This window comes from Flavisphingomonas formosensis (assembly GCF_009755815.1).
In the GTDB taxonomy this organism is placed as follows: Bacteria; Pseudomonadota; Alphaproteobacteria; order Sphingomonadales; family Sphingomonadaceae; genus Flavisphingomonas; species Flavisphingomonas formosensis.
Map to the genome: position 1 here is coordinate 133,779 of NZ_WRPK01000007.1, position 22,234 is coordinate 156,012.

A 22,234-nucleotide genomic window follows, 5' to 3' on the forward strand; every position below is an offset into this window, starting at 1 on the left:
TGTGCGTGCCCGAACGCCATGGCGCCAGACGCAGCCCATGCACTCTGTCATTGCATCCGGCGCTATGTCTGCTCCATTGCATCGGATAGGCATAGGAATGCAGACGCTCGACCTGAACCTGCTGACCGCATTGGACGCGCTGCTCACCGAAGGAAGCGTGGTCGGCGCGGCGCGTCGCCTGGATCTCAGCGCGTCTGCCATGAGCCGGACGCTCGCACGGCTCCGCGCCGCCACCGGTGATCCGTTGCTGGTGCGCGCGGGCCGCGGGCTGGTTCCGACGCCGCGGGCCACCGCGCTGCGCGACGAGGTTCACGCACTCGTTCGGGACGTACGCCGGGTGCTTGGCCCGCAGACCGACCGGCTCGACCTCGCCTCGCTCGATCGGACTTTCGTCATCCGTGCGAACGACGGGTTCGTCGATCTGCTTGCGGCATCGCTGGTGACGACAGTCGCCGCGGCCGCACCGCATGTCCGCCTGCGTTTCGCGCCCAAGCCCGACAAGGATGCCGGACCGCTTCGGGAAGGGCGGATCGATCTGGAAATCGGCGTGCTCGGCGCTTCCGCCCCGGAGGTGCGCACCAGCTTTCTCTTTCGCGACGATTTCGTCGGCGCGGCGCGGACCGGGCATCCGCTGCTGGACGGGCCGGTGTCGGCCGAACGCTATGCAGCCTGCAAGCACGTCGTGGCGTCGCGCACGCAGCTTTTCACCGGGCCGGTCGATGCCGCGCTCGAACAATGCGGGATGCGCCGGGATATCGCCGCCGTCGTGGGCAGCTATCGGGGGGCGTTGAGTATAGCCCGTCGATCGGATCTGCTCGCGCTCGTTCCACGCTCCTGCTTCGCCGGCGGCGATCCGGGCACCGAAGGAGTCGTCCGTTTCGAGCTGCCCGTCCATACGCCGGGGATCGTGATCTCGGCGATGTGGCATCCCCGCATGGATCGGGACCCGGCGCACCGCTGGCTGCGCGATACCGTCATCGCGCTATGCCGGACGGCGTTGCCGCAGGAATGAGCGCGCCTCGCGACGCATCTTGCCATCGGGCGGCTGTCCGGCCTATTGCCTGCGCAGGCTGACAGATATGTCAGATTCGCAATGCAAGGAGTTGAGAGGATGACGAGGCTGAGCATTGTCGCCGCGCGCGGCCGGGAGATTGCGGCATGAACGACGTGCCCTACCTGCTTCGCGGCGTGACAAAGCTGACGACCGACAGTTCGGTACTGATCAGCTCGTCCAAATATCTCAACAACCCCAAGATGCGCGACTGGATCGCCAACATCACGCTCAAGCGCAACGGGCCGGACGTGCCCGCGCAGGCGGAGATGTATCCGGTGGTCGAGATGCTCAAGGAGATCCAGGACCTCGATCATATCGAGGAGCTGTTCACTGCCGAGCGCAAGAAGAATCCCGCGCTGGATGCCTGGTTCGAGGAGGGCTATCTCTCCAACTACGATGCCGACTATTTCAAGCAGTTCGCGCCGGGTACGCTGGGCCACGTCTTCTATCGCGACGTGATCGAGAAGAATTTCGAGATCGTGATCTACGATCTGCCCAAGCCGAAGACGCAGCTCGAATATTTCAACTACCGCTCGGGCCAGAACCACGATCTGGAGCATATCCTGACCGGGGGCGACTTCAACTATATGGGCGAGCTGGTGCCGGCCTGGTGCCGCATCACCAGCCATTTCAAGCATCTGAGCCCCGAGCTCGCGGGCGAGCTTTCGGTCATGTCGCTGTGCGTGACCTTGCGCTACACCGTCCGGACCTTGCTCCATTATCCGACCGTCTGGCCGACCTGCCAGAATGCGATCGAGCGCGGCATGCGTGTCGGCCATGCCTCCGGCCCGATCTTCATGTTCAAATATGAGCCGGTCTTCCATCTGCCGCTGGCCGAAGCGCGCGAGGCGCTCGGCATCCACGGCGCGGAGGATGTGGACACGACGGGGCCGTCGATGGTCTGGGCCGAAAAGGCGCCCGTGACCGCCTGAACTCCGGCAGAGCGATAGCCAATGAACGATATCAGCGTCGATTACATCATCGTCGGCGCGGGATCGGCCGGGAGCGTATTGGCCAACCGGCTGACCGCGAACGGCCGGCACCGCGTGCTCCTCCTCGAAGCGGGTGGGCGCAACACCAGCCTGCTCGTCTCGATGCCGGCCGGCGTCGGCGTGCTCTCGGCCAGCCGCAACGCATCCAATTGGGGCTTCGAATCCGAAGCGGTGCCCGGTTTCGGCGGCAGGCCGATCTTCCTGGCGCGCGGCAAGGGGCTCGGCGGATCATCGTCCATCAACGGCATGCTCTATGTGCGCGGCAATGCGCGCGATTTCGATCAGTGGCGTCAGACGGGGCTTGCGGGCTGGGGCTATGCCGACGTGCTGCCCTATTTCCGCAAGTCCGAGGATTGCGCCGCCGGGGCCGACGACTGGCACGGCACGGGCGGCGAATTGCATGTCGCCTTCGGGACGTCGCGCGATCCGGTCTATCAGGCTTTCATCGATGCCGCGATCCAGGCCGGACAGCCCTTCAATCCCGATTTCAATGGCGCCGAGCAGGAAGGTTTCGGCCGCTATCAGCTCAACATCAAGGACGGCCGACGCTCGGGTGCGCTCAGCGCTTTCCTCAAGCCGGCGATGGCCCGATCCAATCTCAGCGTGGAGACCGGCGCGCATGTGACCGCGATCGGCGTCGAGAACGGGCGCGCCGTGTCGGTGAGCTTCGCAAGCGAGCCGGGCGCGCCGGTACGCACCGTGCGCGCGGGGCGTGAGGTGATCCTGTGTGCGGGTGCGCTGCAATCGCCGCATATCCTGCAGCTTTCAGGGATCGGCGATCCGGAGCGGCTGAAGGCGGCCGGTATCGCGCCGGTCCATGCGCTGTCCGGCGTCGGTCTCAACATGCAGGATCATGTCGACGTCGCGATCACCTGGTCGAGCACGCGGCCGTCGCTCTATTCGAAGACCAAGGGCTGGCGAAAGCCGCTGATCGGCCTGCGCTACCTGCTGACCAGGGGCGGGCTCGGCGCCGAGAATTCGTTGGAAGCCGGCGGCTTCGCGCGCAGCCGCGAAGGGCTGGACCGGCCCGACATCCAGATCCAGTTCGTGCCCGGCATCATGATCAATCATGGTCAGAAGGGCATGCTGCCTATCGACGGTTTCTCGATCGATGTGGTGCCGCTGCATCCCGAAAGCCGAGGCGAGGTGGATGTCTCATCGGCCGATCCGTTCGCGCCACCGGTCGTACGGCCCAACCATCTCGCGACGCCGAACGACGTTCGCGTGCTGCGCGAGGCGGTCCACCTCGCCCGTCGGATCGGCGAACAGCCCGCGCTTGCGGCGTTTCGCGTCGCCGAGCTGGAGCCGGGCCGCGCCGTTCGCAGCGACGACGAGATCGACGCCTGGGCTCGCGAGAATGCCTCGACCATCTTCCACCCCGTCGGGACCTGCAAGATGGGGGCGGATGGCGATCCGCTGGCGGTGGTCGATGCCGCACTGAGGATCCGCGGGCTGGCGGGGCTGCGGGTCGTCGACGCCTCGGTGATGCCGACCATCGTCAGCGGCAACACCAACGCCGCCACCTTCATGATCGCCGAGAAAGCGGCCGACATGATCCTGGCCGACGCCTAGAGCAAGCTGGTCGATAGGGAATCGCCCAGCTTGCTCTATGCTGCGCGGACAAATTCCGACTTGAACGAGCGTACGCTGAAATCGGTTGCCGGGAGGAGGCAAAGGCAGAAACGGGCGCGCCGCGCGCCGGGCTGGTTCTTCGGCAGATGTGGTTCGATCGCCCCCTGCGGCGCATGTGAATCGGGAAAGCAGTCCCGCCTCAGCGGACGATCGAGCGAGCATCAAAAATACGGTTCGTCCGTCAGCCGTTGCGACACCCACCAGATATTCCCGGCTGGATCTCGGACGCCGCCCTGCCTGTCGCCGTAGGGCATGTCGCCAACGTCCATGATCTTCTCGGCACCGGCCTGCTCGGCCTTCGCCATGGCGGCGTCGGCATCTGCGACATACAGGTAATATGCTGCGCGGGTCGCGGGAAACTGCTCGGACGCCTCGCTGATCATGATCGTCGTCGCGGAGAACTTAAGCTGGCAGTTGGCTATGCGGCCGTTCGGAGCCGTGCTCCGGCCGATCTCGCGTGCGCCGAACGCCGCCTCGAGAAAACGCACATACTCTTCGGTACCATCAGCAAAGATGTACGGCGTCACCACGCCAAACCCTTCAGGCACATGCATCGATCGTCTCCAACCAGCGACGACACTCTGGCGGCACCAGTGCCGCCGTCAATCATCTGATCGAGTTCAGGCCTTAGCGTCTTCGTTCCCGTTCAGGAACGAGAAGCGATTGCGCCCATCGATGGCCCTCTCTACCCATCCGCCATGACCGATATCGGGGGCATCATCAGCGAAATCGCGGCGGAGATGGCCACCGTCGAAGATCGGGGAACCGTCGCCAGCTATATCCCGCCGCTCGCGGCCATCGATCCGGGGCATTTCGGCATCGCGGTTATCGAGGCGGACGGCGCCTGCCATGTCGCTGGCGATGCGGACATGGCCTTCTCCATCCAGAGCGTATCCAAGGTCTTCGCGCTCACCCTCGCGCTCGGCAAGGCGGGCGACGCGCTGTGGAAGCGGGTGGGGCGGGAGCCCTCGGGAAGCGCGTTCAATTCCATCGTCCAGCTCGAGACCGAAAGCGGCGTTCCGCGCAATCCCTTCATCAATGCCGGCGCGATCGTGGTCGCGGACATGATCCTGTCCGGCCATGCCCCGCGCGAGGCGATCGGCGAAATATTGCGCTTCGTGCGTGCCGTGGCCGAGGATGACACGATCGGCATCGACGAGGCGGTGGCGCGCGGCGAGCAGGCGACCGGTTTCCGCAACATCGCGCTCGCCAACTACATGCGCGCCTTCGGCAATCTTCACCACCCGGTCGATCATGCGCTGGGCGTCTATTTCCACCAGTGCGCGATCGCGATGAGCTGCCGCCAGCTCGCCCAGGCCGGCCGCTATCTGATGATGCAGGGACGCGTGCCGGGCGGCGGCCGGATCGTCTCCGCGGCCCGCGCCCGGCGCATCAACGCGCTGATGATGATGTGCGGCCATTACGACGGATCGGGCGAATTCGCCTTCCGTGTCGGGCTGCCCGGCAAATCGGGCGTCGGCGGCGGCATCCTGGCGATCGCGCCCGGCCGCGCCTCCATCGCGGTATGGTCTCCCGGCCTCAACGAGCGCGGCAATTCGAAGATCGGGGCCGTGGCGCTGGAACGGCTGGTGCATCGAACCGGCTGGTCGGTATTCGATCCGGCGGCGGATTAGCGGATTAGCAGAAGCGAGCGGAGGCGGTGCGGGCGGGATATGGTCCCGTCACCAGGCCGCGATCGTATGGCTTTGCTCGCGCAGGAATTGCGGCACATACCAGCTTCCGAGACCGCCCTTGCCGCTGGTTCCCGATCCTTTCCAGCCGCAGAAGGTCTGGATTCCGGGCCAGGCGCCCGTCGTCGCTCCGCTGGGCCGGTTGGCGTAGAGCACGCCGGCCTCGATCGTGGTGAGGAAGCGATCGAGCTCGGTCTCCTCGCGCGTGTAGATACCGGCGGCCAGGCCGTAATCATCGCGATTGGCATCCGCGATCGCCGTGTCCAGCGCGTCGAACGGCAGCACGCTCAGAAAGGGCAGGAACAGCTCTTCCCGGTTCAGCCGGTGATCGTTGTCGAGGCCCGCGACGATCGTCGGCGCCACATAGGGACCGCGATCGAAGAGATCGCCCGAAAGGTGCCTGCCGCCGTGCAGCACGCGCCCGTCGCGCTGCGCCTCCTCCACCGCGCCGTGGAAGCGCGCAAGCGACGCCGCATTGACGATCGGCCCCATGAAGATGCCGGCGTGACGCGGATCGCCGACCGCAAGCCGGGCAGTGATCGCGATCAGCCGCTCGACATAGGCATCCACCACGGCGCGCGCGACATAGACCTTGGATCCCGCGCTGCATTTCTGCCCCTGCAGTCCGAAGGCGGAGCGCGCCATGCCCTGCGCGGCGACGTCGAGATCGGCGGAAGCGGTCACAAAGGTCGGGTTCTTGCCGCCCATTTCGGCGAGCACCGGGCGGTTGCCGCGCGACGATGCCGCATGGCGCAGGATCGCCATGCCCACCGCATTGGATCCGGTGAAGGCGAAGCCGTCGACGCCCGGGCAGCGGACCAGCGCCTCGCCGGTCTCGCGGCCGCCATAGATCAGGTTCACCACGCCGTCCGGCATGCCGCCCTCGATCAGCGCCTCGACGATCAGCCGGCCGGTAAGGGCGCTCGCCTCGCCCGGCTTGAACACCACCGTATTGCCGGCCGCCAGCGCCGCGCTCATCATGCCCAGGGAGAGCGCGACCGGAAAGTTGAACGGCGCGATCACCCCGAATACGCCATAGGGACGAAGCACCACGCGGGAGCTCTCCCCCGGCACGGCGGCGGGGCGCGGGGCGGCGAAACCGTCGTTCCGCTCCATCTCCGCGCAATAATAGCCGATGAGGTCGATCGCCTCCTCGATCTCGCCCACCGCCTCGATGCGCGACTTGCCGACCTCGATCAGGCAGGCGGCGGAGACCTCATATTTGCGCCGGGCGAGCGCCGCGGCCCCGGCGCGCAGGATCGCGATCCGTTTTTCCCAACCCAGGGCGCGCCAGCTCGAACAGGCTCCGCGCGCCGCCGCTACCGCCTCTTCGACCAGCGCGGGTGACGAGATCGGAAATTCGCCGAGGATCAAGCTGCGGTCGATCGGGCTCGCCAGCACGGCGATCCTGCCTTCGTCGCGATCGCGTCCGGCGACGAACGCGCCATGGCGGCGTCCGAGCAGCCGCGTTTCCACCTCGGGGATCAGTGCGTCGAGATGCGCGTGCACCCCGGAAAAATCCTCGGCGATATTGCTGTAGGTGACGCGGGGCAGGGCAGTCATCTCGCCGGTCCTTCCAGTCGTCCATAGCGCTTCATGATCGCGCGCAGCTCGTCGTGCGGCAGCGCGAAGAGGCGATAGCCGTCCGCGCCCGTCATCGTCCGCGCTGCCGTCAGCGCGTTGACGATCGCTTCCTCGGTGGCCTCCACCGTCGCTTCGAACAGCCCGTCGATCGCGGCGCTGGGCACCGGTGCGATCGGCGTCGGGGCGGCCTGGTCGGGATGGTTCGGCTCGGCGGCCGCCGTCGAGAATGCGGCGATGAGATCGCCGGAGCCGTTGCCGGAATAGGATCCGAGCCGAGCCAGCCCCATCGCGGCCCGCTTCGCGACGCGGCCGAGCTGCACCGGCATCAGCGGGGCATCCGTACCGACGATGATGATGATCGATCCCCGGTCGCCCGGCATGTGCCCGGCGCGCGCCTCGCCGGAACATCGGGGCTGCTTGTCCGCAGGCGCCAGCCGGGGATCGTAGCACGGAATCCAGCGCTGCCCGATCTCGCGGCCCACCGGCACGCCCGCGATGCGCAGCACCGCGCGGTCGCCCGTGTTGCACTGGACGAGCACGCCGACCGTATAGTTCTTGTCCGCGATCTTCACCCGGCGCGAGGCGGTGCCGATGCCACCCTTGAAGCCGAAGCACTGCATGCCGGTGCCTCCGCCGACCGCCCCCTCCGCCACTGGCCCGCCCTTTGCCGCCTCGAGCGCGGCGATCGCCGTTTCGGACGTAATGTGGAAGCCTTCGATGTCGTTCAGCCAGCCGTCCCAGGTCTCCGCCACCACGGGAAAGCCGGCGTGGCCGAAGCGCCGCTGCGACCATTGCTGGATCCCAGCATAAACCTGCCCGATGGCGTTGGTGTTGCTGATCCCGATCGGTCCATAGATCACGCCGAAATCCTGCATGTAGGCGATGCCTGTCATCTCGCCATTGCCGTTGAGATCGAAATGGCCGCCGTAGACCGGCCGGCCGTCGGCGCGGCCGCGCGGGAAGATCGCCGTGACGCCGCTGCGCACCGGCCCCTTGCCGACGACGAGCGGGCCTTCGCCCGAGACGAGCGTGACCTGCCCGACCTCGACGCCCGGCACGTCCGTGATCGCGTTGAGCTTGCCGGGCGTACCCTCGAAGGGAATGCCGAGATCGCGCGCGCGTTCGGCATGAGCCGGCATGGCGAGCGCGAGGAGCAGCGCGAACGATCCTCCCCTCATGCCATGCCCTCGAGGATGGGCAATTCCCGCGGCACATCGCCCTCGGGCGCTTCATCAAGCTCGCGTGCCAGCTTGTGGCCCGAATAGACGGCCTGCTGGATGGTGCTCGGCGACCAGCAGTCGCCGATGCGGGTGACGCTGGCGATGCCCGCGCCGGCCCATTCCGCCTCGCGCGCGGCAAGATCCAGGTACAGGGCCTCGACCGGCAGCCGTGCCGTCACCGTCACGATCGCGCCGGCGGCATGTTCGGTGACGGCGCCGGTAACGCCGTGCTGCAGGATCGCCGCGCCGTTGCGATAGCCGGTGAGGCTGCTGTAGGTGAGCATCCCGATGCCGAGCCGGGCGAGGCGGCGCGCGATCGGCAGCGCTTCCATCGTGTTGACCGTCCAGGCGGAAACGATCGAGGCCGGCGTCGCCAGCACGACCTCCAGCCCCGCGGCGCGGCAGCGCTCGGCGAGCACGCCGCCCATATAATAATGATCGTCGTCCCAGATCAGCACGGGGCCGGATGCCGGCAGGCGGCCGGCCATGATGTCGTCCGGCGTGTAGATGCCCGGGCCGTCGAAGCCGGGGACGGGAAAGCCGCTGTCGCGTCCGACGCCGTCGCGCCGCCAAACCGCGCCGGTGGCGATGGCCACATGCCACGCGCCGAACTCGAGCACATGCGCCGCCTCGAGCGGGCTGTTTCGATAGATGGAGACGTTGGGCATCCGCTCGATCTGACCGGCCCGCCAGTCGCGCACCCGCGCCCATTCGGAGAGGCCGGGCAGCTTCGCCTCGCGGGTGACACGCCCGCCCAGCTCGGTTCCGGCCTCGGCGAGATGCACCTGATAGCCGCGCCGCGCCGCCGACAGCGCGGCCTCCAGCCCGGCCGGTCCCGCGCCTACGATCAGCACCGCGCCTTCGGATTTGCGGGGCGCGATGATTTCCGGGTGCCAGCCGCGCCGCCATTCCTCGCCCGACGTCGGGTTCTGGGTGCAGCGCAAATTGGTCTCGGTATAGTCGCTGGAAACGCACATGTTGCAGCCGATGCATTCGCGGATCTCGTCGATCCGGCCTTCCTCCAGCTTCTTCGGCAGGAAGGGGTCGGCGATGGAAGGCCGCGCCGCGCCGACGAAATCCATGATCCCGCGCCGGATCTGGCTCGCCATCATGTCGGGGGAGGTGAAACGGCCGACGCCGACCACGGGCTTGCCCGTCACCTGCTTCACGAATGCGGTGTAGCGTTCCTGGAAGCCTTCCTTCGCGAAGCGCGAGGTCTGGCTGTCATTGGCCCAGGTGGAGAGATTGACGTCCCACAGGTCGGGCAGGTCGGCCAGCATCTCGATCACGTCGCGGCCTTCGCCGTCATGGGTGATGCCGGCATCGCCCATCAGCTCGTCCACGCCGAAGCGCACGGCCACGGCGCAGCGATCGCCCACCGCCTCCTTGGTATCCTCGATCAGTTCGCGCAGCAGGCGGACGCGGTTTTCCAGACTGCCGCCATATTCGTCGATCCGGTCGTTCTTGCGCCGCTCCAGGAAATGCTGGGCGATCGAAAGATCCTGCGTGCAATAGACGTAGACGATGTCGAACCCGGCCTGCTTGGCGCGCAGTGCCGCGTCGCGGTGCCACTGGCGCAGGGCGCGGATGTCGCTCTTGTCCATCGCGCGTGCCTGCACCGGCGCATAATAGATGATCGGCCGGTGCGAAGGCGCGATCGGCGCCAGCCGCGTGCCCCAGTTCGCGCAGGAGGCGCCATGGTGCATGAGCTCGATCGCCGCCAGCGCGCCATGCCGATGCACGGCGTCCGCCATCAGGGCGAGTGCAGGCATGTCGCGATCGTCCCACAGCCGGCCCTCGTGGAAAGGCTCGCAATCGGAGGTCGGGTGGATCTCCACCTCTTCCGTCGTCACCACCGCCCAGCCGCCCTCGGCCTTGACGCCGCGCAGCGCCGCCAGCGCGCGCGGCTGCGTCCAGCCCATGCCGTTGCAATGCGGCACCTGGTAGAAGCGGTTGCGTGCCGTCACCGGGCCGATCCGCACGGGCTCGAAGAGGATGTCGTAACGCGGATCGCGGGTCATGCGAGAGCTCCGATGGAGGAGAGGGTGGCATCGAGGACGTCCCCAAGCCGATCGACGATCATGTCGATCTCGGTATCGGTGGCGATATAGGGCGGGGCCAGCAGCACATGATCGCCGCGCCGGCCGTCGATCGTGCCGCCCCCCGGATAGACCAGCAGTCCGCGCGCGAAGGCTTCGGCCTTGATCCGCGCGTGCAGCTGCAAGGCCGGATCGAACGGCGTCTTGCCGTCGCGTTCCGTCACCAGCTCGATCGCCTGAAGAAAACCGCGGCCACGTATGTCGCCGACATGGGGATGTGCGCCGAAGCGCTCGCCCAGCCGCCGCGCGAGGTGGGCTCCCCCGTCCCGCACCCGTGCCAGCAGATGCTCGTCCCGCACCGCCTTCTGCACCGCCAGTGCGGCGGCGCAGCCGATCGCGTGCGCGCCATAGGTCTGGCCGTGCTGGAAGGCGCCCGATCCTTCCGCGATCGCGCGATGGACCTGCGCCGTGCAGACGAGCGCGCCGATCGGCTGATAGCCCGCGCCCAGCCCCTTCGCCAGCGCCACCATGTCCGGCACCACGCCGTCTGCCTGGCAGGCGAGGAAATGTCCGGTGCGGCCTGCACCGCACATCACCTCGTCCAGAATCAGCAGCACGCCGTGGCGATCACAGATCTCGCGGATGCGCCGCAGATAGCCCGGTGCGGGCGGCACCGCGCCTGCGGTCGCGCCCACCACCGTCTCGGCGAGGAAGGCCATCACCGTCTCCGGGCCGAGACGGTCGAGCTCTTCCTCCAGCGTCTGTGCCGCGCGCGCGCCATAGGCTTCGGCCGTTTCGCCGGGGAGAGCGTGGCGATAGGCGAAGCACGGCTCGATATGGGAGACGGAGATCAGGAGCGGCGCATAGGGCGCCCGCCGCACGGCATTGCCGCCTGCCGAGAGCGCCCCCAGCGTGTTGCCGTGATAGCTTTGCCGGCGCGCGATCACACGGGTGCGCTGCGGCTCGCCGCGTTCGAGATGATATTGGCGGGCCAGCTTGATCGCGGCCTCGATCGCTTCCGATCCGCTGCCGGTGAACCATATCCGGTCGAGCGATCCCGGCGTCGCTTCGGCGATCAGCTCGGCCAGCGCTTCGGCCGGGGCGCTGGTGAAGAAGCCGCTATGCGCATAGGCCATGCGCCTTGCCTGCTCGGCGATCGCGGCGGCGATGGCGGGATGGCCATGTCCCAGTGCGGAGACCGCGGCGCCGCCGCAGGCGTCGAGATAGCGCCGCCCCTCGGCATCGATCAGCCACAGTCCCTCGCCGCCGACCGCCATCGGCGGGCGGCCTTGCGCCGCGCGGTGGAAGACATGGCCCGGCGGCGTCACGATCCGCCCCGCGGCGTGGCCGCATAGGCGCCGCTGTCGTAGAGCGCCTGCTCGATCGCGCCGATGCGGGCGGCGGCGGCATCGCCGGCATGGGCCAGCATCGCCGCGGCGAGGCTTTCTACCAGCGCCATTGCGGGCGTGATCGACGGAAAGAAGGACGGGCTTTCGGTGCCGAACAGCAGGATCGATCGAGCCTGCGCGGCGAGCGGGGTCGCGCGGCTATCGGCGATCGAAACTAGAGTCGCGCCGGATCGCCGCACCGCCTCCGCGATGGCGTGGATTTCGCGCGCATAGGGGCGGAAGTTGATCGCCAGCACGGCATCGTCCGGCCCTATCGCGGCTAGGTCCGCCGCCAGCGACGATCCCTCGCCGCCCAGCATGACGATGTTCGATCGAAACAGCCGGCAGATATAGGCGAAGGCGGTGCCGGGCGCGCGGCAGCTCAGAAAGGCGGCGACGAAGATGCGCGGGGCCGCGGCGAGCATGCGTGCCGCCTCCTCGATCGCCTCGGCTGGGTTGGCGGCCAGGACGTGGCCGATCCCGGCCTGTTGCGCGTGCAGCATGTCCTTGGCGAGTGCGGTTCCCCCCTCGCGCCGCACGAGCGCGTCCGCGCGCTCGGCATAGAGCGGGGATGAGGCACGGAAATCGGCGACATAGACGTCGCGCATGCTCGACCAGTCGGTAAAGCCGAGGGCGCGGGCGAGGCGCAGCAGGGTCGCCGGGGCCACGCCGATGCGCCCGGCGATCTCGCGCATCGATGAGGTGGCGACCGCTTCGGGATGATCGAGCAGGAAACGCGCGCCTTCCGCAAGCTGCGGCGCGAGCGCGGGCAGTTCCGCCAATATCCGTGCGCCGGCGGCGTCGATGCCCTGCGCCGTCATGGCTTCGTGCGCGCCACGCGGCGGCAATCGCGATTTCCCCTATGGACGCACGCCATCAACATCGACTCCGCCTGTAAAACAGATGTTTCTCATACCCCGATAGAAAAGTCATATGTTTCTTCACCTCGCCCGCGCATAATTGAGGATCGGCGGAACGGGAGGCGATTTGCCGCGTCTGAGAGGACAGAAAGGCGCGCGGCGTCGGCGGCCGCATGGCCTGCCGTGACGAACAGGGGACGATGAGATGACCAGTCTGACCGCCGAGGCGCCGCCCGGCCGCAGGGCGACCAATCCATGGAAACTGCCGGGTGCTGCTTGGAAACAGGTGGCGATCCGCACCTTCAACGAAGCGTCGCAGGACAATATCGGCCTCGTCGCGGCAGGCGTGGCCTTTTACGCCTTTCTGGCGCTCGTGCCGCTGCTCGGCGCTATCGTGCTCTCCTACGGTCTCGTCGCCGATCCGCAGACGGTGATCCGCGACATGCACGCCCTCACCGACGTGATGCCGGCCGATGCGGCCAAGCTCGTGGGCGAGCAGTTGATGAACGTCGTGCAGAGTTCGTCCGGGAAGAAGGGGTTCGGGCTGCTGATCGCGCTCGCCATCTCCTTCTACGGCGCGCGCAACGGCGCCTCCTCGATCGTCACGGCGCTCAACATCGCCTATGAGGAGACGGAGCGACGCAGCTTCCTGATGCTCAACCTGCTGGCGCTGGTCATCACTGCGGCGATGGTGGTCGTAATGATGATCGCGCTGTTTGCCGTGGCCGCGCTGGGCCATCTGGAAGCGCTGTTGCCGACCATGCCGGACTGGGTGCTCACGATCGGCAAGATTGCTGCCTATGCGGTGATGGTGCTGGCTGGCGCGGCGGGCGCGGCGACGCTCTACCGCTATGGCCCGGACCGCGCCCGCGCCCGCTGGGTATGGCTGACCCCGGGGTCGCTCGGCGCGGCGGTATCGTGGCTGCTGCTGACGCTCGGCTTCGGTCTCTACGCGGCCAATTTCGGCAATTATGGCGCCACCTACGGATCGCTGAGCGCGGTGATCGTGCTGCTCACCTGGCTCTATTTCTCCAGCTATGTGCTGCTGCTCGGCGCGGAGCTGAATTCCGAGTTGGAACATCAGACCGAGCACGACACTACCGCGGGTGCCGAACGGCCGCTCGGCCAGCGCGGTGCCTGGGTCGCCGACCATGTCGCAGGTGACAGCCTTTCCGCCGAGGGCCGCGCCTCGCCCCTCTCCGACGCGCCGGAGGAGGTGGTGAAGGAGTCGCCATTCCCCGGGAATGCGGATCCCGCGCCGCGCTCGATCGCGGGAGATTATGTTGCGGGACGGCTGGTCAACCGCGTGAGCCGGATCCTCGGCGCGAAGAAGGTAGGCGCCGTGCCGGCGTTGCTCACCACCTGTGCGCTCGCGATGCTGCGGCGGCGCGGGCGCGAGCCGGTGGGCATGATACTGCTTGCGGCCGGCGGCGGCCTTGCCTGGCTGAGCCGCGACCGCACGGGGGATGCCTCCAAGCCCGCCGGACGCTAGACTGGAGCATAATGCTTCGCTTCCTCGTCGTGCTCGCGCTGTTTGTCGCAGCCGCCTTTGTCGTGTTCGTGCACGCGCGCCGCGCACCGCAGGACATGCCCTGGACGCGGCTGGATCTGGGACAGCCGATCGGCCTGTTCACCGGCCGCAAACTCGCCGGGCTGACGCAGGCGCCCGCGCGCTGCCGCGCCTTGCTTGATCGCGCAGGCGTGCGCTTCACCGCCGAGCCGGCAAGGCGGGAGGGCGGCCATTGCGGCTATGATGATCTGGTGGAGCTCGATCCGGGTGGCGCGCTGGCGGCCGCGTGGCGTCCGGAACTGAAGACCGCCTGTCCGGTCGCGGCCGGTCTCTCGGTCTGGCTATGGGAAGTGGTGCAACCTGCGGCGCAACATTATATTGGCAGCCGCGTCGTCGCCGTCGACCATTATGGCAGCTACAATTGCCGGCGCATGTACGGCGCGAACAGGGGGCCGTGGAGCGAGCATGCGACCGCCGACGCGATCGACGTCGCCGGCTTCCGCTTCGCCGACGGCACGCGGATCACCATCAAGCGCGACTGGAAGGGCGATGACGCACGCGCCACCTTCCTTCACGTCGCGCGCAACGGCGCATGCAAGCTGTTCTCCACCGTGCTCTCGCCGGATTACAACGCCGCCCATGCCGACCATCTCCATCTCGATCAGGCGAGGCGGGGCGAATGGGGCTGGCGGGCATGCCGTTGACGCAATTCAGCGAAGGAAATCAGCTTGCATATTCCGCGCGTTTGGGCGTGAAGACGTCGAGGTTCAGCACCGGCTCGTCACCGACCACGACGCCCCAGTGACGGGCATTGGGCGGCACCACCAGCAGGCCGCCGGCGCCGAGCCGGGTCACGCTGTCCTCGATGTGGAAATCGATCTGGCCGGCGAGGATGTAGACGATCTGCTCGTAATGATGATCGTGCGGCCGCGGCTCGTGGCCAGGCATCAGCCGGTTGATCGAGACGGTCGCGCCCTCGCCCGAGAAGGCCTTGCGGGAGACGCCCTCGCGGACATGCTCCCATTCGATGTCGTTCCAGTTGATCGTGGAGATATCCATTTCGTTCTCCTTTCTTATCCTCCCCGGAACGGGGAGGGGGAGGATGAAATTATGCCGCCGCGCCATATCCCCCGCCGCCCGGCGTCTCGAGCAGCACGACGTCGCCCGGCTCCATCGCCATTTTGCGCACCTCGGAGATCGGCTGGCCGTTCACTAGGAAGCGCCCGGCAGCCCCTTCCTCGCCGCCGTCCAGCCCCTCCGGACCGCGATCGAGGCGGCTCGGCACGGCGTTGAGCAGCCACGGCGATGAGGTCCGCATGTGAAAGCCGATGATCTGCCCGTCGCCGCCGCGCACCCGGCCTTCGCCGCCGGATCCGACCCGCAGCTCGCGCCGATCGAACACGATCGGCATCACCGCTTCGAGGATCTCGACCGGCACCGCCGCGACGCCCGTCGGATAGCATGTGGCGCTCGGCCCCGGCTTGGCGGCGCGGGCGCCCATGCCGCCCGAATAGTTGAACATCGAGGAGGTGAAGGCCTCGCCATTCTCGCGCTTGCCCTGCACCTGCACGGTCCACACCGCGCCCGATCCCTCGGCCAGCACGCGGTCGGGGATCACCTGGTGCAGCGCCTTCAGGATCGGCATCGGCACGAACATGCCGACCACATGGCGCGCATTGAGCGGCGAGGGGTATTTGGCGTTGACGATCGATCCCTCCGGCGCCTTCACCTTGATCGGCGCCAGCGATCCGAAATTGTTCGGCTGCTCGGGATTGAGCGTGCTGCGCAGCGCGAAGGTGGAATAGGCGTGGGTATAGTTCATCACCACGTTGATGCCGATCGGGCTCGCGTCCGAGCTGCCGGTGAAGTCGATCGTCACCTCGCCCAGTTGATTGTCGATCGTCACTGCCGCCTTGAGGTCGATCATCGTGCCGCCCGGCACGTCGAAGCGGCTCTCGCCGCGGAAAGTGCCGGCCGGCAACGCGCGGATGGCGCGGCGGGTGGCCTCCTCGGAGCGCGTGATGATCTCGTCCGACAGCGCCTCGATGTCGGCAATGCCCTGCCGCTTGCAGAGCGCGATCAGCCGCTCGCCGCCGCTCCGCCCGCTGGAGACCTGCGCGGCGAGATCGCCGAAGACATGGTCGGGCGTGCGGACATTATGCTTGATGATGTCGTGCAGCAGCGCGCTGGGCACGCCCGCCTCGTAGAGCTTGGACGGCGGGATCCAGAGGCCTTCCTCATGCACGTCGCGCGCGCCGGCACCGATGCCGTAGCCGCCGATGTCGGTGTGGTGGATGGTCGAGCCGATATAGCCGATCAGCCGTTCGTCCCAGAAGATCGGGCAGAGCACGGTGATGTCGAAGAAATGGCCCGCCGACATCCAGGGATCGTTGGTGATCACCACGTCGCCGGGCACCAGCTTCCCCTCGAAATGCTTCGAGAGGGCGAGGCCCGCCGCGCAGAGCGAGTTGATGTGTCCCGGCGTGCCGGTATTGGCCTGCGCCACCATGCGGCCGCGTGCGTCGAACAGACCGCTGGCGAGGTCGCCAGCCTCACGCACCACGGGGCTGAACGCGATGCGCTGCAGCGCCTTGGCCTGCTCGCTGACGATGCCGATCAGGTTGGACCAGAGGATTTCGAGTTCGATGCCGTCCATGGGTCAGGCGCTCCGTGTTGCGATGAGGCAGCCGATATCGTCGACCACGACCGTCCAGCCGGGCGGCACGACGATGGTGGTCTCGCGCTCCTCGACGATCACCGGCCCCGCGATGGTTTGGCCGACGCCGAGGGCGACGCGATCATAGACCGGCACGTCGCCGGCCTCGGGCCACAGCCCGACCGGGCGGGCGGACTTGGCTGCGCCATGCGTGTGGCCGGGGCGGGCGACGCCGCCGAATTCGGGGCGCGGCCCCTCGGCGGTGACGCGCCAGCTCACGATCTCGATCGGCACATGCGAGGGATTGACGCCGTACTGCGCGAAATAAGCAGTCTCGAACGCTTCGCTGAGCGCCGCGACATCCTTTGCGATGCGCGGATCTTCGGGCAGCTCTACGGCAACTTCGTTCTGCTGGCCGACATAGCGCAGGTCCGCGCCGAAGCGCAGCCGCACCGCATCGGCCGGCACGCCGGCCGCGGTCAACGCGTCCTCGCCCTCGGCGATCAGCTCGGAAAGGATGCTGTCGACATCGGCCCAGTCCATCGCCTCGGTACGGCCGAGCGCGCTGCGCACCAGATCGAGTCGTACTGGCGTCACCAGCGTGCCGAAGGCGGAGAGCACGCTCGCCTGCGGCGGGAAGATCACCGAGGCGCTCTGCAGCAGTTCGCCCACAGCGCAGGCATGCACCGGCCCGGCGCCGCCGAAGGCGAGCAACGGCAGGCCGCGATAGTCGAAGCCGCGATCGGTGGCATGGGTGCGCGCCGCGGCCGCCATCGTCTCGGCGACGATGCGGAAGATGCCGCCAGCGGTTTGCATCGTTGTGGTGCCGAGCGCGCTGCCCAGCTTTTCGATCGCGGCGCTGGCGCCAGCGAGGTCGAGCGGCATGTCGCCGCCGAGGAACTTGGCGCCGTCGAGCAGGCCGAGCACCAGATCGGCGTCGGTGACCGTGGGCGACGTGCCGCCGCGGCCGTAGCAGACCGGGCCGGGCATCGATCCGGCGCTGCGCGGGCCGACCTTCAAGAGCCCGAGATCGTCGATCGAGGCAATGCTGCCGCCGCCCGCGCCGATCTCGATCATGTCGACCGAGGGGATGGTGAGCGGCATGCCGCTGCCTTCCATGAAGCGGTAGATGCGGTCGACCTCGAAGCTGCCGGTGACCAGCGGCTCCCTGTTCTCGATCAGGCAGGCTTTCGCGGTGGTGCCGCCCATGTCGAACGCCAGCAGCCGGTCCAGCCCGAGCTGTTCTGCGAAATAGGCGGCGGCGAGCGCACCGGCGGCCGGGCCGCTCTCGATCATCCGCACCGGATTGCGCGCGGCGACCTCGGCGCCGATGATCCCGCCCGAACTCAGCATGATCAGCGGGCGATGGCCGATTTCGCGTTTGGCGAGGCCGGCTGCAAGACCCTGCAGATAGGGTTCTGTGATCGGCGCGGTATAGGCGTTGACCGCGGTGGTCGAGGCGCGCGGATATTCGCGGATCTGCGGGGCGACGGCGGAGGAGAGGGAGAGGCTGACGCCCGGCAGCTTCTCCGCGAGCACCCGGGCCGCGGCCTGCTCGTTGGCGGCATTGCGGAAGCTGTTGAGGAAGCAGATCGCGATCGAGCTGACGCCCGCTGCCTTGATCGCGTCGACCAGCCCGGCGACCTCCGCCTCGTCCACCGCGCGGAGCTGCTCGCCATCGGCCAGCACGCGCTCGTCGATCTCGAAGGTAAGTTCGCGCGGGACGAGCGGGTCGGCGAATTCGATCTGCGGATCGTACATCTCGTAGCGATGCTCATTGCGGATCGAGAGGATGTCGCGGAAGCCCTTGGTGACGAGCAGCGCAGTGACGGCGCCCTTGCGCTCGATCAGCGCATTGGTGACGACGGTGGTGGCGTGGACGACGACGCCGGTCACGTCGGCCGGTGTCGCGCCGGCCTTCTCCATCACCAGGCTGACACCCCGGAAGAAGCCGTCGAGCAGATTGTCGTGCGTGGTCAGCGTCTTGTCGACGATCAGCGCACCATCCGCGCGCCGCAGCACCGCATCGGTGAAGGTCCCGCCAATATCGATCGCCAGCGAATAGCTCATGATGCGTCCTGTGCTGAGGGGTTGTTCTTCATCCTCCCCCGCAGGGGGAGGGGGACCGTCGGAACGGCGGTGGAGGGGCCACTGCCTACGGCAAGCGATGCGTTTGCGGTGAGCGGCGGCCCTTCCACCACACTTCGTGTGGTCCCCCTGCCCGTTCCGGGGAGGATGAAGAAGCAGCTCATCCGCGCCATCCCAGTCGCCCCGAGATATCCGCGGCGGCCGTGCGCACGGCGTCGATCAGATAGGCGTCCGGCTCGGCGGCGATGGTGTCGACCGATCCGACGATCGCAACCGTCCCCGCCCATGTCCCGTCATATCCGAAGGCCGGCGCCGCCAGCGCGTTGACGCCGGTGACGATCCGGCCGGGCGCGGTGGCCCAGCCTTGTCCATAGACCTGCGCCAGCTCCGCCTCGGGCGCGCCGGAGAGACCGGCCTCGGCCAGTATCTGTTCGCTCGGCCCGAAGGCGAGCGCGACGAGGCCGTGCGCCGAAAGCAGCGGGTCCATCACCGTGCCGGGGCGGATTGCGAACTCGACGAGAGTGCGGCCGTGCAGCAGTTCGACGATCGTCACCTTGCCCGCGACCATGGTCGAGGCGGTCACCGCCTGTCCGGTCGCATCGCGCAGCCGCGTCATCGCAGGGCGTGCCGTGCCCGCGAAGGAGATGCGGCTACGCACCGCCTCGCCGAGGCCGAGCAGCCGGGCGGTGATCTCGTAGCGATCGGTATCCTCGTCCTGGCGCACATAATCGCGCAGCAGGAGCGCGCGCAGATGGCGATGGGCGCGGGGCTTCGAGATGTCGAGGGCGCGGGCGATGTCGCCGAGCGAGCGCGGCTGCGGCGATCCGGACAGGAGCTCGAGCATGCCGAGCACCAGATCGACCGATTCCAGTTTGTCCTCTTCCAGCGCGCGGCTTGCCAAAAGATCCTCCGAATCATTCCGCTCAACGGAATATCATTTCGATCATTGACTTTGTCGCGTCCGGCGGCTGTTCTGTCAAGCATCGGGAGGGCGGCCATGGACGTGAGGTTTCGCGAACGGGTGCGGCGGCACGAACCGCTGGTCGGCACCTTCATCAAGTCGGGTGCGCACGAGATTGCCGAGTTGCTGGGCGGCACCGGCATCGATTTCGCGGTGATCGACGCGGAGCATGCGCCGCTAGGGCTGGACCGGATCGACCGCATGGTGCTGGGCGCGCGCAGCGCCGCCTTGCCCTGCCTGGTGCGGTTGCCCGCATTGGCGCCGGCATTGGCCGGCCAGATGCTGGATCTCGGCGCGTCCGGCATCGTCGTGCCGCATGTCGCCGATGCGGCGTCCGCAGCGGCCGCCGTGGCCGAGGCGCGCTACCATGGCGGGCGGCGGGGCTATTCGCCGTCCACCCGTGCCGCCCGCTACGGCGCTGACGGCCCGACGGGCTATGCCGAACGCGCCGACGCCGGCACGGGCATATGGTGCCAGATCGAAGATCCCGCCGCTCTGGCGGCGATCGACGCAATCGCCGCGGTGGAGGCGGTCGACTGCCTGTTCATCGGCCGGGCGGACCTGGCGATGGCGATGGGCGTGGCGCCTGGCGACGCCGCGATTGCCGATGCGGTGCGCGCCGTTGCCGAGGCCGGCCGGCGGTATGATCGCACCATTGGCATCTTCGTCGCATCGATGGCGGAAGTGCCCGACCTGTTGGCGCTCGGCATCACCGTCTTTGCCTGCGGCAGCGACCAGAGCCATCTCGCCGCGGCGGGACGGGCGATGGCCCGATCCCTGAAGGATGCGATCGCTTAGGGCAGCTTCGCCACAATCTGTTCCGACACGTCCCAGAGGCGGGCCGCGAGGGCGGCATCCTCCGCATCGGGCCGGGCCGGCGCGATGTTGCAGTCCGCCAGATACTGGCCGTTCAGCGCGGCCGCCTGCGGATTGGCCGCGGCATAGCATTGCGTCGCGGCGCCCTGCGGGACGGTCTTGAAGGCCACGGCGGAGAGCAGTCCCATGATGCCGGCGAGGATCGGGCGCGGGACGGGGATGTGGCGCATGAGGTTGGTCGCGATGACGCCCGGGTGCACGGCGTTGGCGGTCCGTTCGCTGCCTGCGAAGCGACGCGCCAATTCCTTGGCGAACAGCAGATTGGCGAGCTTCGACTGGCCATAGGCCATGCCGGCCTTGTAGCCCTTCTCGCCGGAGAGATTGTCGAACTGGATGCCTTCCTTCGGCGCCATGCGATGCGCCGCGCTGCTCAGCATCACGACCCGCCCGTCTTCGGCGAGAAGGTCGGTCAGGCCCGTCACCAGCATGAAATGCCCGATATGATTGGTAAAGAATTGCAGCTCATAGCCGAACGCCTGCTCCAGCTTCGGCAACGCCATGATGCCGGCATTGCAGACCATAGCATCGAGCGGCACGCCCTCCGCCTTCAGCGCGGCGACGCACGCGCGGATCGAGGCCGGATCGGAGAGCTCACATGCGATTCCCTCCGCCGATTCGCGGATCCTCATCGCGGCGTCCCGCGCTTTTCCGGTGGTACGCGCCGTGCCGACGACATGCGCGCCGCGCTGCGCAAGCACCCGCATCGTCTCGAAACCGAGCCCGGAATTGCAACCTGTCACCAGGATCCGTTTTCCGGCCAGCGACACGCCGGCGGTGACGTCCTCGGCGGTCGACCGATATCCGAAACCGCTCGGTCCATTGGATTTGATCAGGGCATAGAGCGACATGTGCGACCACTCCCGCTGCCCGAACGGTCGGGCGCGAGGGCTGGTGTCGCGGGTTTGGGGCCGGTCGGCAAGCCCTTGCGGGCGTCAGCCCAATTCGGGCAGCGCCCAGTCTATCGGTTTCTGCCCGCGTTCCTTCAGAAAGGCATTGGCCTTGGAGAAATGCTTGCAGCCGAAGAAGCCGTTATGCGCGGAGAGGGGCGAGGGGTGTGGCGCCTTGAGCACGAGGTGGCGCCCGCCCTTGTCGATGCTGTCGACGAAGGCCGCCTTCTTCTGTGCATAGCTGCCCCACAGCAGGAAGACGACGGGCTCGGTACGTGCATTGACCAGCCGGATCACAGCGTCGGTGAACTTCTCCCAGCCGCGGCCCTGATGCGAGGCGGCCTGGCTCATCTGCACGGTCAGTACGCTGTTGAGCAGCAACACGCCCTGCTTCGCCCAATGTTCGAGGAAGCCGTGCCGCGCGCGCGGAATACCGAGATCGCTCTCCAGTTCCTTGTAGATGTTGACCAGGCTGGGCGGCGCAGCGACGCCGGGTTTCACGCTGAAGCACAGGCCGTGCGCCTGGCCGACGCCATGATAGGGATCCTGGCCGAGGATGACGACGCGCACCTGCTCCAGCGGGGTCAGGTCCAGAGCGCGGAACCATTCGGAGCCCTTGGGGAAGATGCGCTTGCCCGCTTCCTTCTCGCCGACGAGGAAGCTGCGCAGCGCCGCCATATAGGGGCTTTCGAACTCGGGACGGAGCGGGTCGAGCCAGCTGGGATGGAGCTTGATCGCGTCGGCCATGCCCCCCTGTCCCGGAAGGGCGTGACGGAGTCAATCGGCTATGGTGCGT

Annotated in this window: 19 protein-coding genes; 7 read left to right on the forward strand and 12 right to left on the reverse strand. The window is 67.7% G+C overall.

Annotated features, from left to right (window positions below):
- Positions 1–97: 97 nt before the first annotated feature.
- The 3 genes from GQY20_RS19350 (at position 98) to GQY20_RS19360 (ending at position 3,618) form a co-directional block, all read left to right on the forward strand.
- Positions 98–1,012 carry a LysR family transcriptional regulator gene (locus GQY20_RS19350; RefSeq protein WP_157218784.1) on the forward strand — a complete coding sequence of 305 codons (915 nt, stop codon included), beginning with the start codon at positions 98–100 and terminating at the stop codon, positions 1,010–1,012.
- Between the two features lie 146 nt (positions 1,013–1,158).
- Positions 1,159–1,986: a hypothetical protein gene (locus tag GQY20_RS19355; protein ID WP_157218785.1), complete on the forward strand. Its 828-nt coding sequence runs from the start codon at positions 1,159–1,161 to the stop codon at positions 1,984–1,986.
- 21 nt (positions 1,987–2,007) lie between these two features.
- The gene (locus GQY20_RS19360; RefSeq protein ID WP_157218786.1) at positions 2,008–3,618 is read left to right on the forward strand and encodes a choline dehydrogenase; all 1,611 of its coding nucleotides are present in this window, start codon (positions 2,008–2,010) and stop codon (positions 3,616–3,618) included.
- Between the two features lie 221 nt (positions 3,619–3,839).
- Here GQY20_RS19360 and GQY20_RS19365 read toward each other — a convergent pair whose 3' ends face one another.
- On the reverse strand, positions 3,840–4,232 hold the full coding sequence (locus GQY20_RS19365) for a VOC family protein (RefSeq protein ID WP_157218787.1): 393 nt from the start codon (positions 4,230–4,232) through the stop codon (positions 3,840–3,842).
- A gap of 144 nt (positions 4,233–4,376) precedes the next feature.
- Between GQY20_RS19365 and GQY20_RS19370 the strand changes: the two genes are divergently transcribed.
- Complete coding sequence (locus tag GQY20_RS19370) at positions 4,377–5,312, forward strand: glutaminase (protein WP_157218788.1); 936 nt, start codon at positions 4,377–4,379, stop codon at positions 5,310–5,312.
- Positions 5,313–5,360: 48 nt separating this feature from the next.
- Here the strand turns inward: GQY20_RS19370 and GQY20_RS19375 are convergent, their stop codons facing one another.
- Genes GQY20_RS19375 through GQY20_RS19395 form a run of 5 tightly spaced genes read right to left on the reverse strand, consistent with a single transcriptional unit; the run spans position 5,361 to position 12,448 of the window.
- Entirely contained in the window at positions 5,361–6,932 is a 1,572-nt protein-coding gene (locus GQY20_RS19375; RefSeq protein WP_157218789.1) for an aldehyde dehydrogenase family protein, read from the reverse strand.
- Positions 6,929–8,131 (reverse strand): DmpA family aminopeptidase, encoded by a 1,203-nt coding sequence (locus GQY20_RS19380; protein ID WP_157218790.1) that lies wholly within the window; start codon positions 8,129–8,131, stop codon positions 6,929–6,931. The genes GQY20_RS19375 and GQY20_RS19380 overlap by 4 nt, the downstream gene beginning before the upstream one ends.
- Positions 8,128–10,194, reverse strand: a complete 2,067-nt coding sequence (locus tag GQY20_RS19385; RefSeq protein WP_157218791.1) for an oxidoreductase — start codon at positions 10,192–10,194, stop codon at positions 8,128–8,130. Before GQY20_RS19385 ends, GQY20_RS19380 begins: the two co-directional genes overlap by 4 nt.
- Positions 10,191–11,540 (reverse strand): aspartate aminotransferase family protein, encoded by a 1,350-nt coding sequence (locus GQY20_RS19390; protein WP_198351068.1) that lies wholly within the window; start codon positions 11,538–11,540, stop codon positions 10,191–10,193. The genes GQY20_RS19385 and GQY20_RS19390 overlap by 4 nt, the downstream gene beginning before the upstream one ends.
- Complete coding sequence (locus GQY20_RS19395; protein WP_157218792.1) at positions 11,537–12,448, reverse strand: MurR/RpiR family transcriptional regulator; 912 nt, start codon at positions 12,446–12,448, stop codon at positions 11,537–11,539. The genes GQY20_RS19390 and GQY20_RS19395 overlap by 4 nt, the downstream gene beginning before the upstream one ends.
- Before the next feature lie 217 nt (positions 12,449–12,665).
- Here GQY20_RS19395 and GQY20_RS19400 point away from each other — a divergent pair, with 217 nt between their 5' ends.
- Both GQY20_RS19400 and GQY20_RS19405 read left to right on the forward strand, forming a co-directional pair.
- The gene (locus GQY20_RS19400; protein ID WP_157218793.1) at positions 12,666–13,952 is read left to right on the forward strand and encodes a YihY/virulence factor BrkB family protein; all 1,287 of its coding nucleotides are present in this window, start codon (positions 12,666–12,668) and stop codon (positions 13,950–13,952) included.
- 11 nt (positions 13,953–13,963) lie between these two features.
- On the forward strand, positions 13,964–14,674 hold the full coding sequence (locus GQY20_RS19405; RefSeq protein ID WP_157218794.1) for an extensin-like domain-containing protein: 711 nt from the start codon (positions 13,964–13,966) through the stop codon (positions 14,672–14,674).
- A gap of 19 nt (positions 14,675–14,693) precedes the next feature.
- Here GQY20_RS19405 and GQY20_RS19410 read toward each other — a convergent pair whose 3' ends face one another.
- From GQY20_RS19410 to GQY20_RS19425, 4 genes are all read right to left on the reverse strand, one after another.
- Positions 14,694–15,029 carry a cupin domain-containing protein gene (locus GQY20_RS19410; RefSeq protein WP_157218795.1) on the reverse strand — a complete coding sequence of 112 codons (336 nt, stop codon included), beginning with the start codon at positions 15,027–15,029 and terminating at the stop codon, positions 14,694–14,696.
- 49 nt (positions 15,030–15,078) lie between these two features.
- Complete coding sequence (locus tag GQY20_RS19415; RefSeq protein WP_157218796.1) at positions 15,079–16,626, reverse strand: hydantoinase B/oxoprolinase family protein; 1,548 nt, start codon at positions 16,624–16,626, stop codon at positions 15,079–15,081.
- Positions 16,627–16,629: 3 nt separating this feature from the next.
- Complete coding sequence (locus tag GQY20_RS19420) at positions 16,630–18,696, reverse strand: hydantoinase/oxoprolinase family protein (RefSeq protein ID WP_157218797.1); 2,067 nt, start codon at positions 18,694–18,696, stop codon at positions 16,630–16,632.
- A 178-nt stretch (positions 18,697–18,874) separates the two neighbouring features.
- The gene (locus GQY20_RS19425) at positions 18,875–19,615 is read right to left on the reverse strand and encodes an IclR family transcriptional regulator (protein ID WP_157218798.1); all 741 of its coding nucleotides are present in this window, start codon (positions 19,613–19,615) and stop codon (positions 18,875–18,877) included.
- A 96-nt stretch (positions 19,616–19,711) separates the two neighbouring features.
- Here GQY20_RS19425 and GQY20_RS19430 point away from each other — a divergent pair, with 96 nt between their 5' ends.
- A complete protein-coding gene (locus GQY20_RS19430) occupies positions 19,712–20,473 on the forward strand; it encodes an HpcH/HpaI aldolase family protein (protein ID WP_157218799.1) in 762 nt (253 codons plus the stop codon).
- On the opposite strand, the gene GQY20_RS19435 is transcribed toward GQY20_RS19430, so the two are convergent.
- Together GQY20_RS19435 and ung are read right to left on the reverse strand one after the other, a co-directional pair.
- Positions 20,470–21,399, reverse strand: coding sequence for an SDR family NAD(P)-dependent oxidoreductase (locus GQY20_RS19435; protein ID WP_157218800.1), 930 nt, complete (start codon positions 21,397–21,399; stop codon positions 20,470–20,472). The genes GQY20_RS19430 and GQY20_RS19435 overlap by 4 nt on opposite strands.
- 84 nt (positions 21,400–21,483) lie before the next feature.
- Positions 21,484–22,185 carry a uracil-DNA glycosylase gene (ung, locus tag GQY20_RS19440; RefSeq protein WP_157218801.1) on the reverse strand — a complete coding sequence of 234 codons (702 nt, stop codon included), beginning with the start codon at positions 22,183–22,185 and terminating at the stop codon, positions 21,484–21,486.
- Between the last annotated feature and the right edge of the window lie 49 nt (positions 22,186–22,234).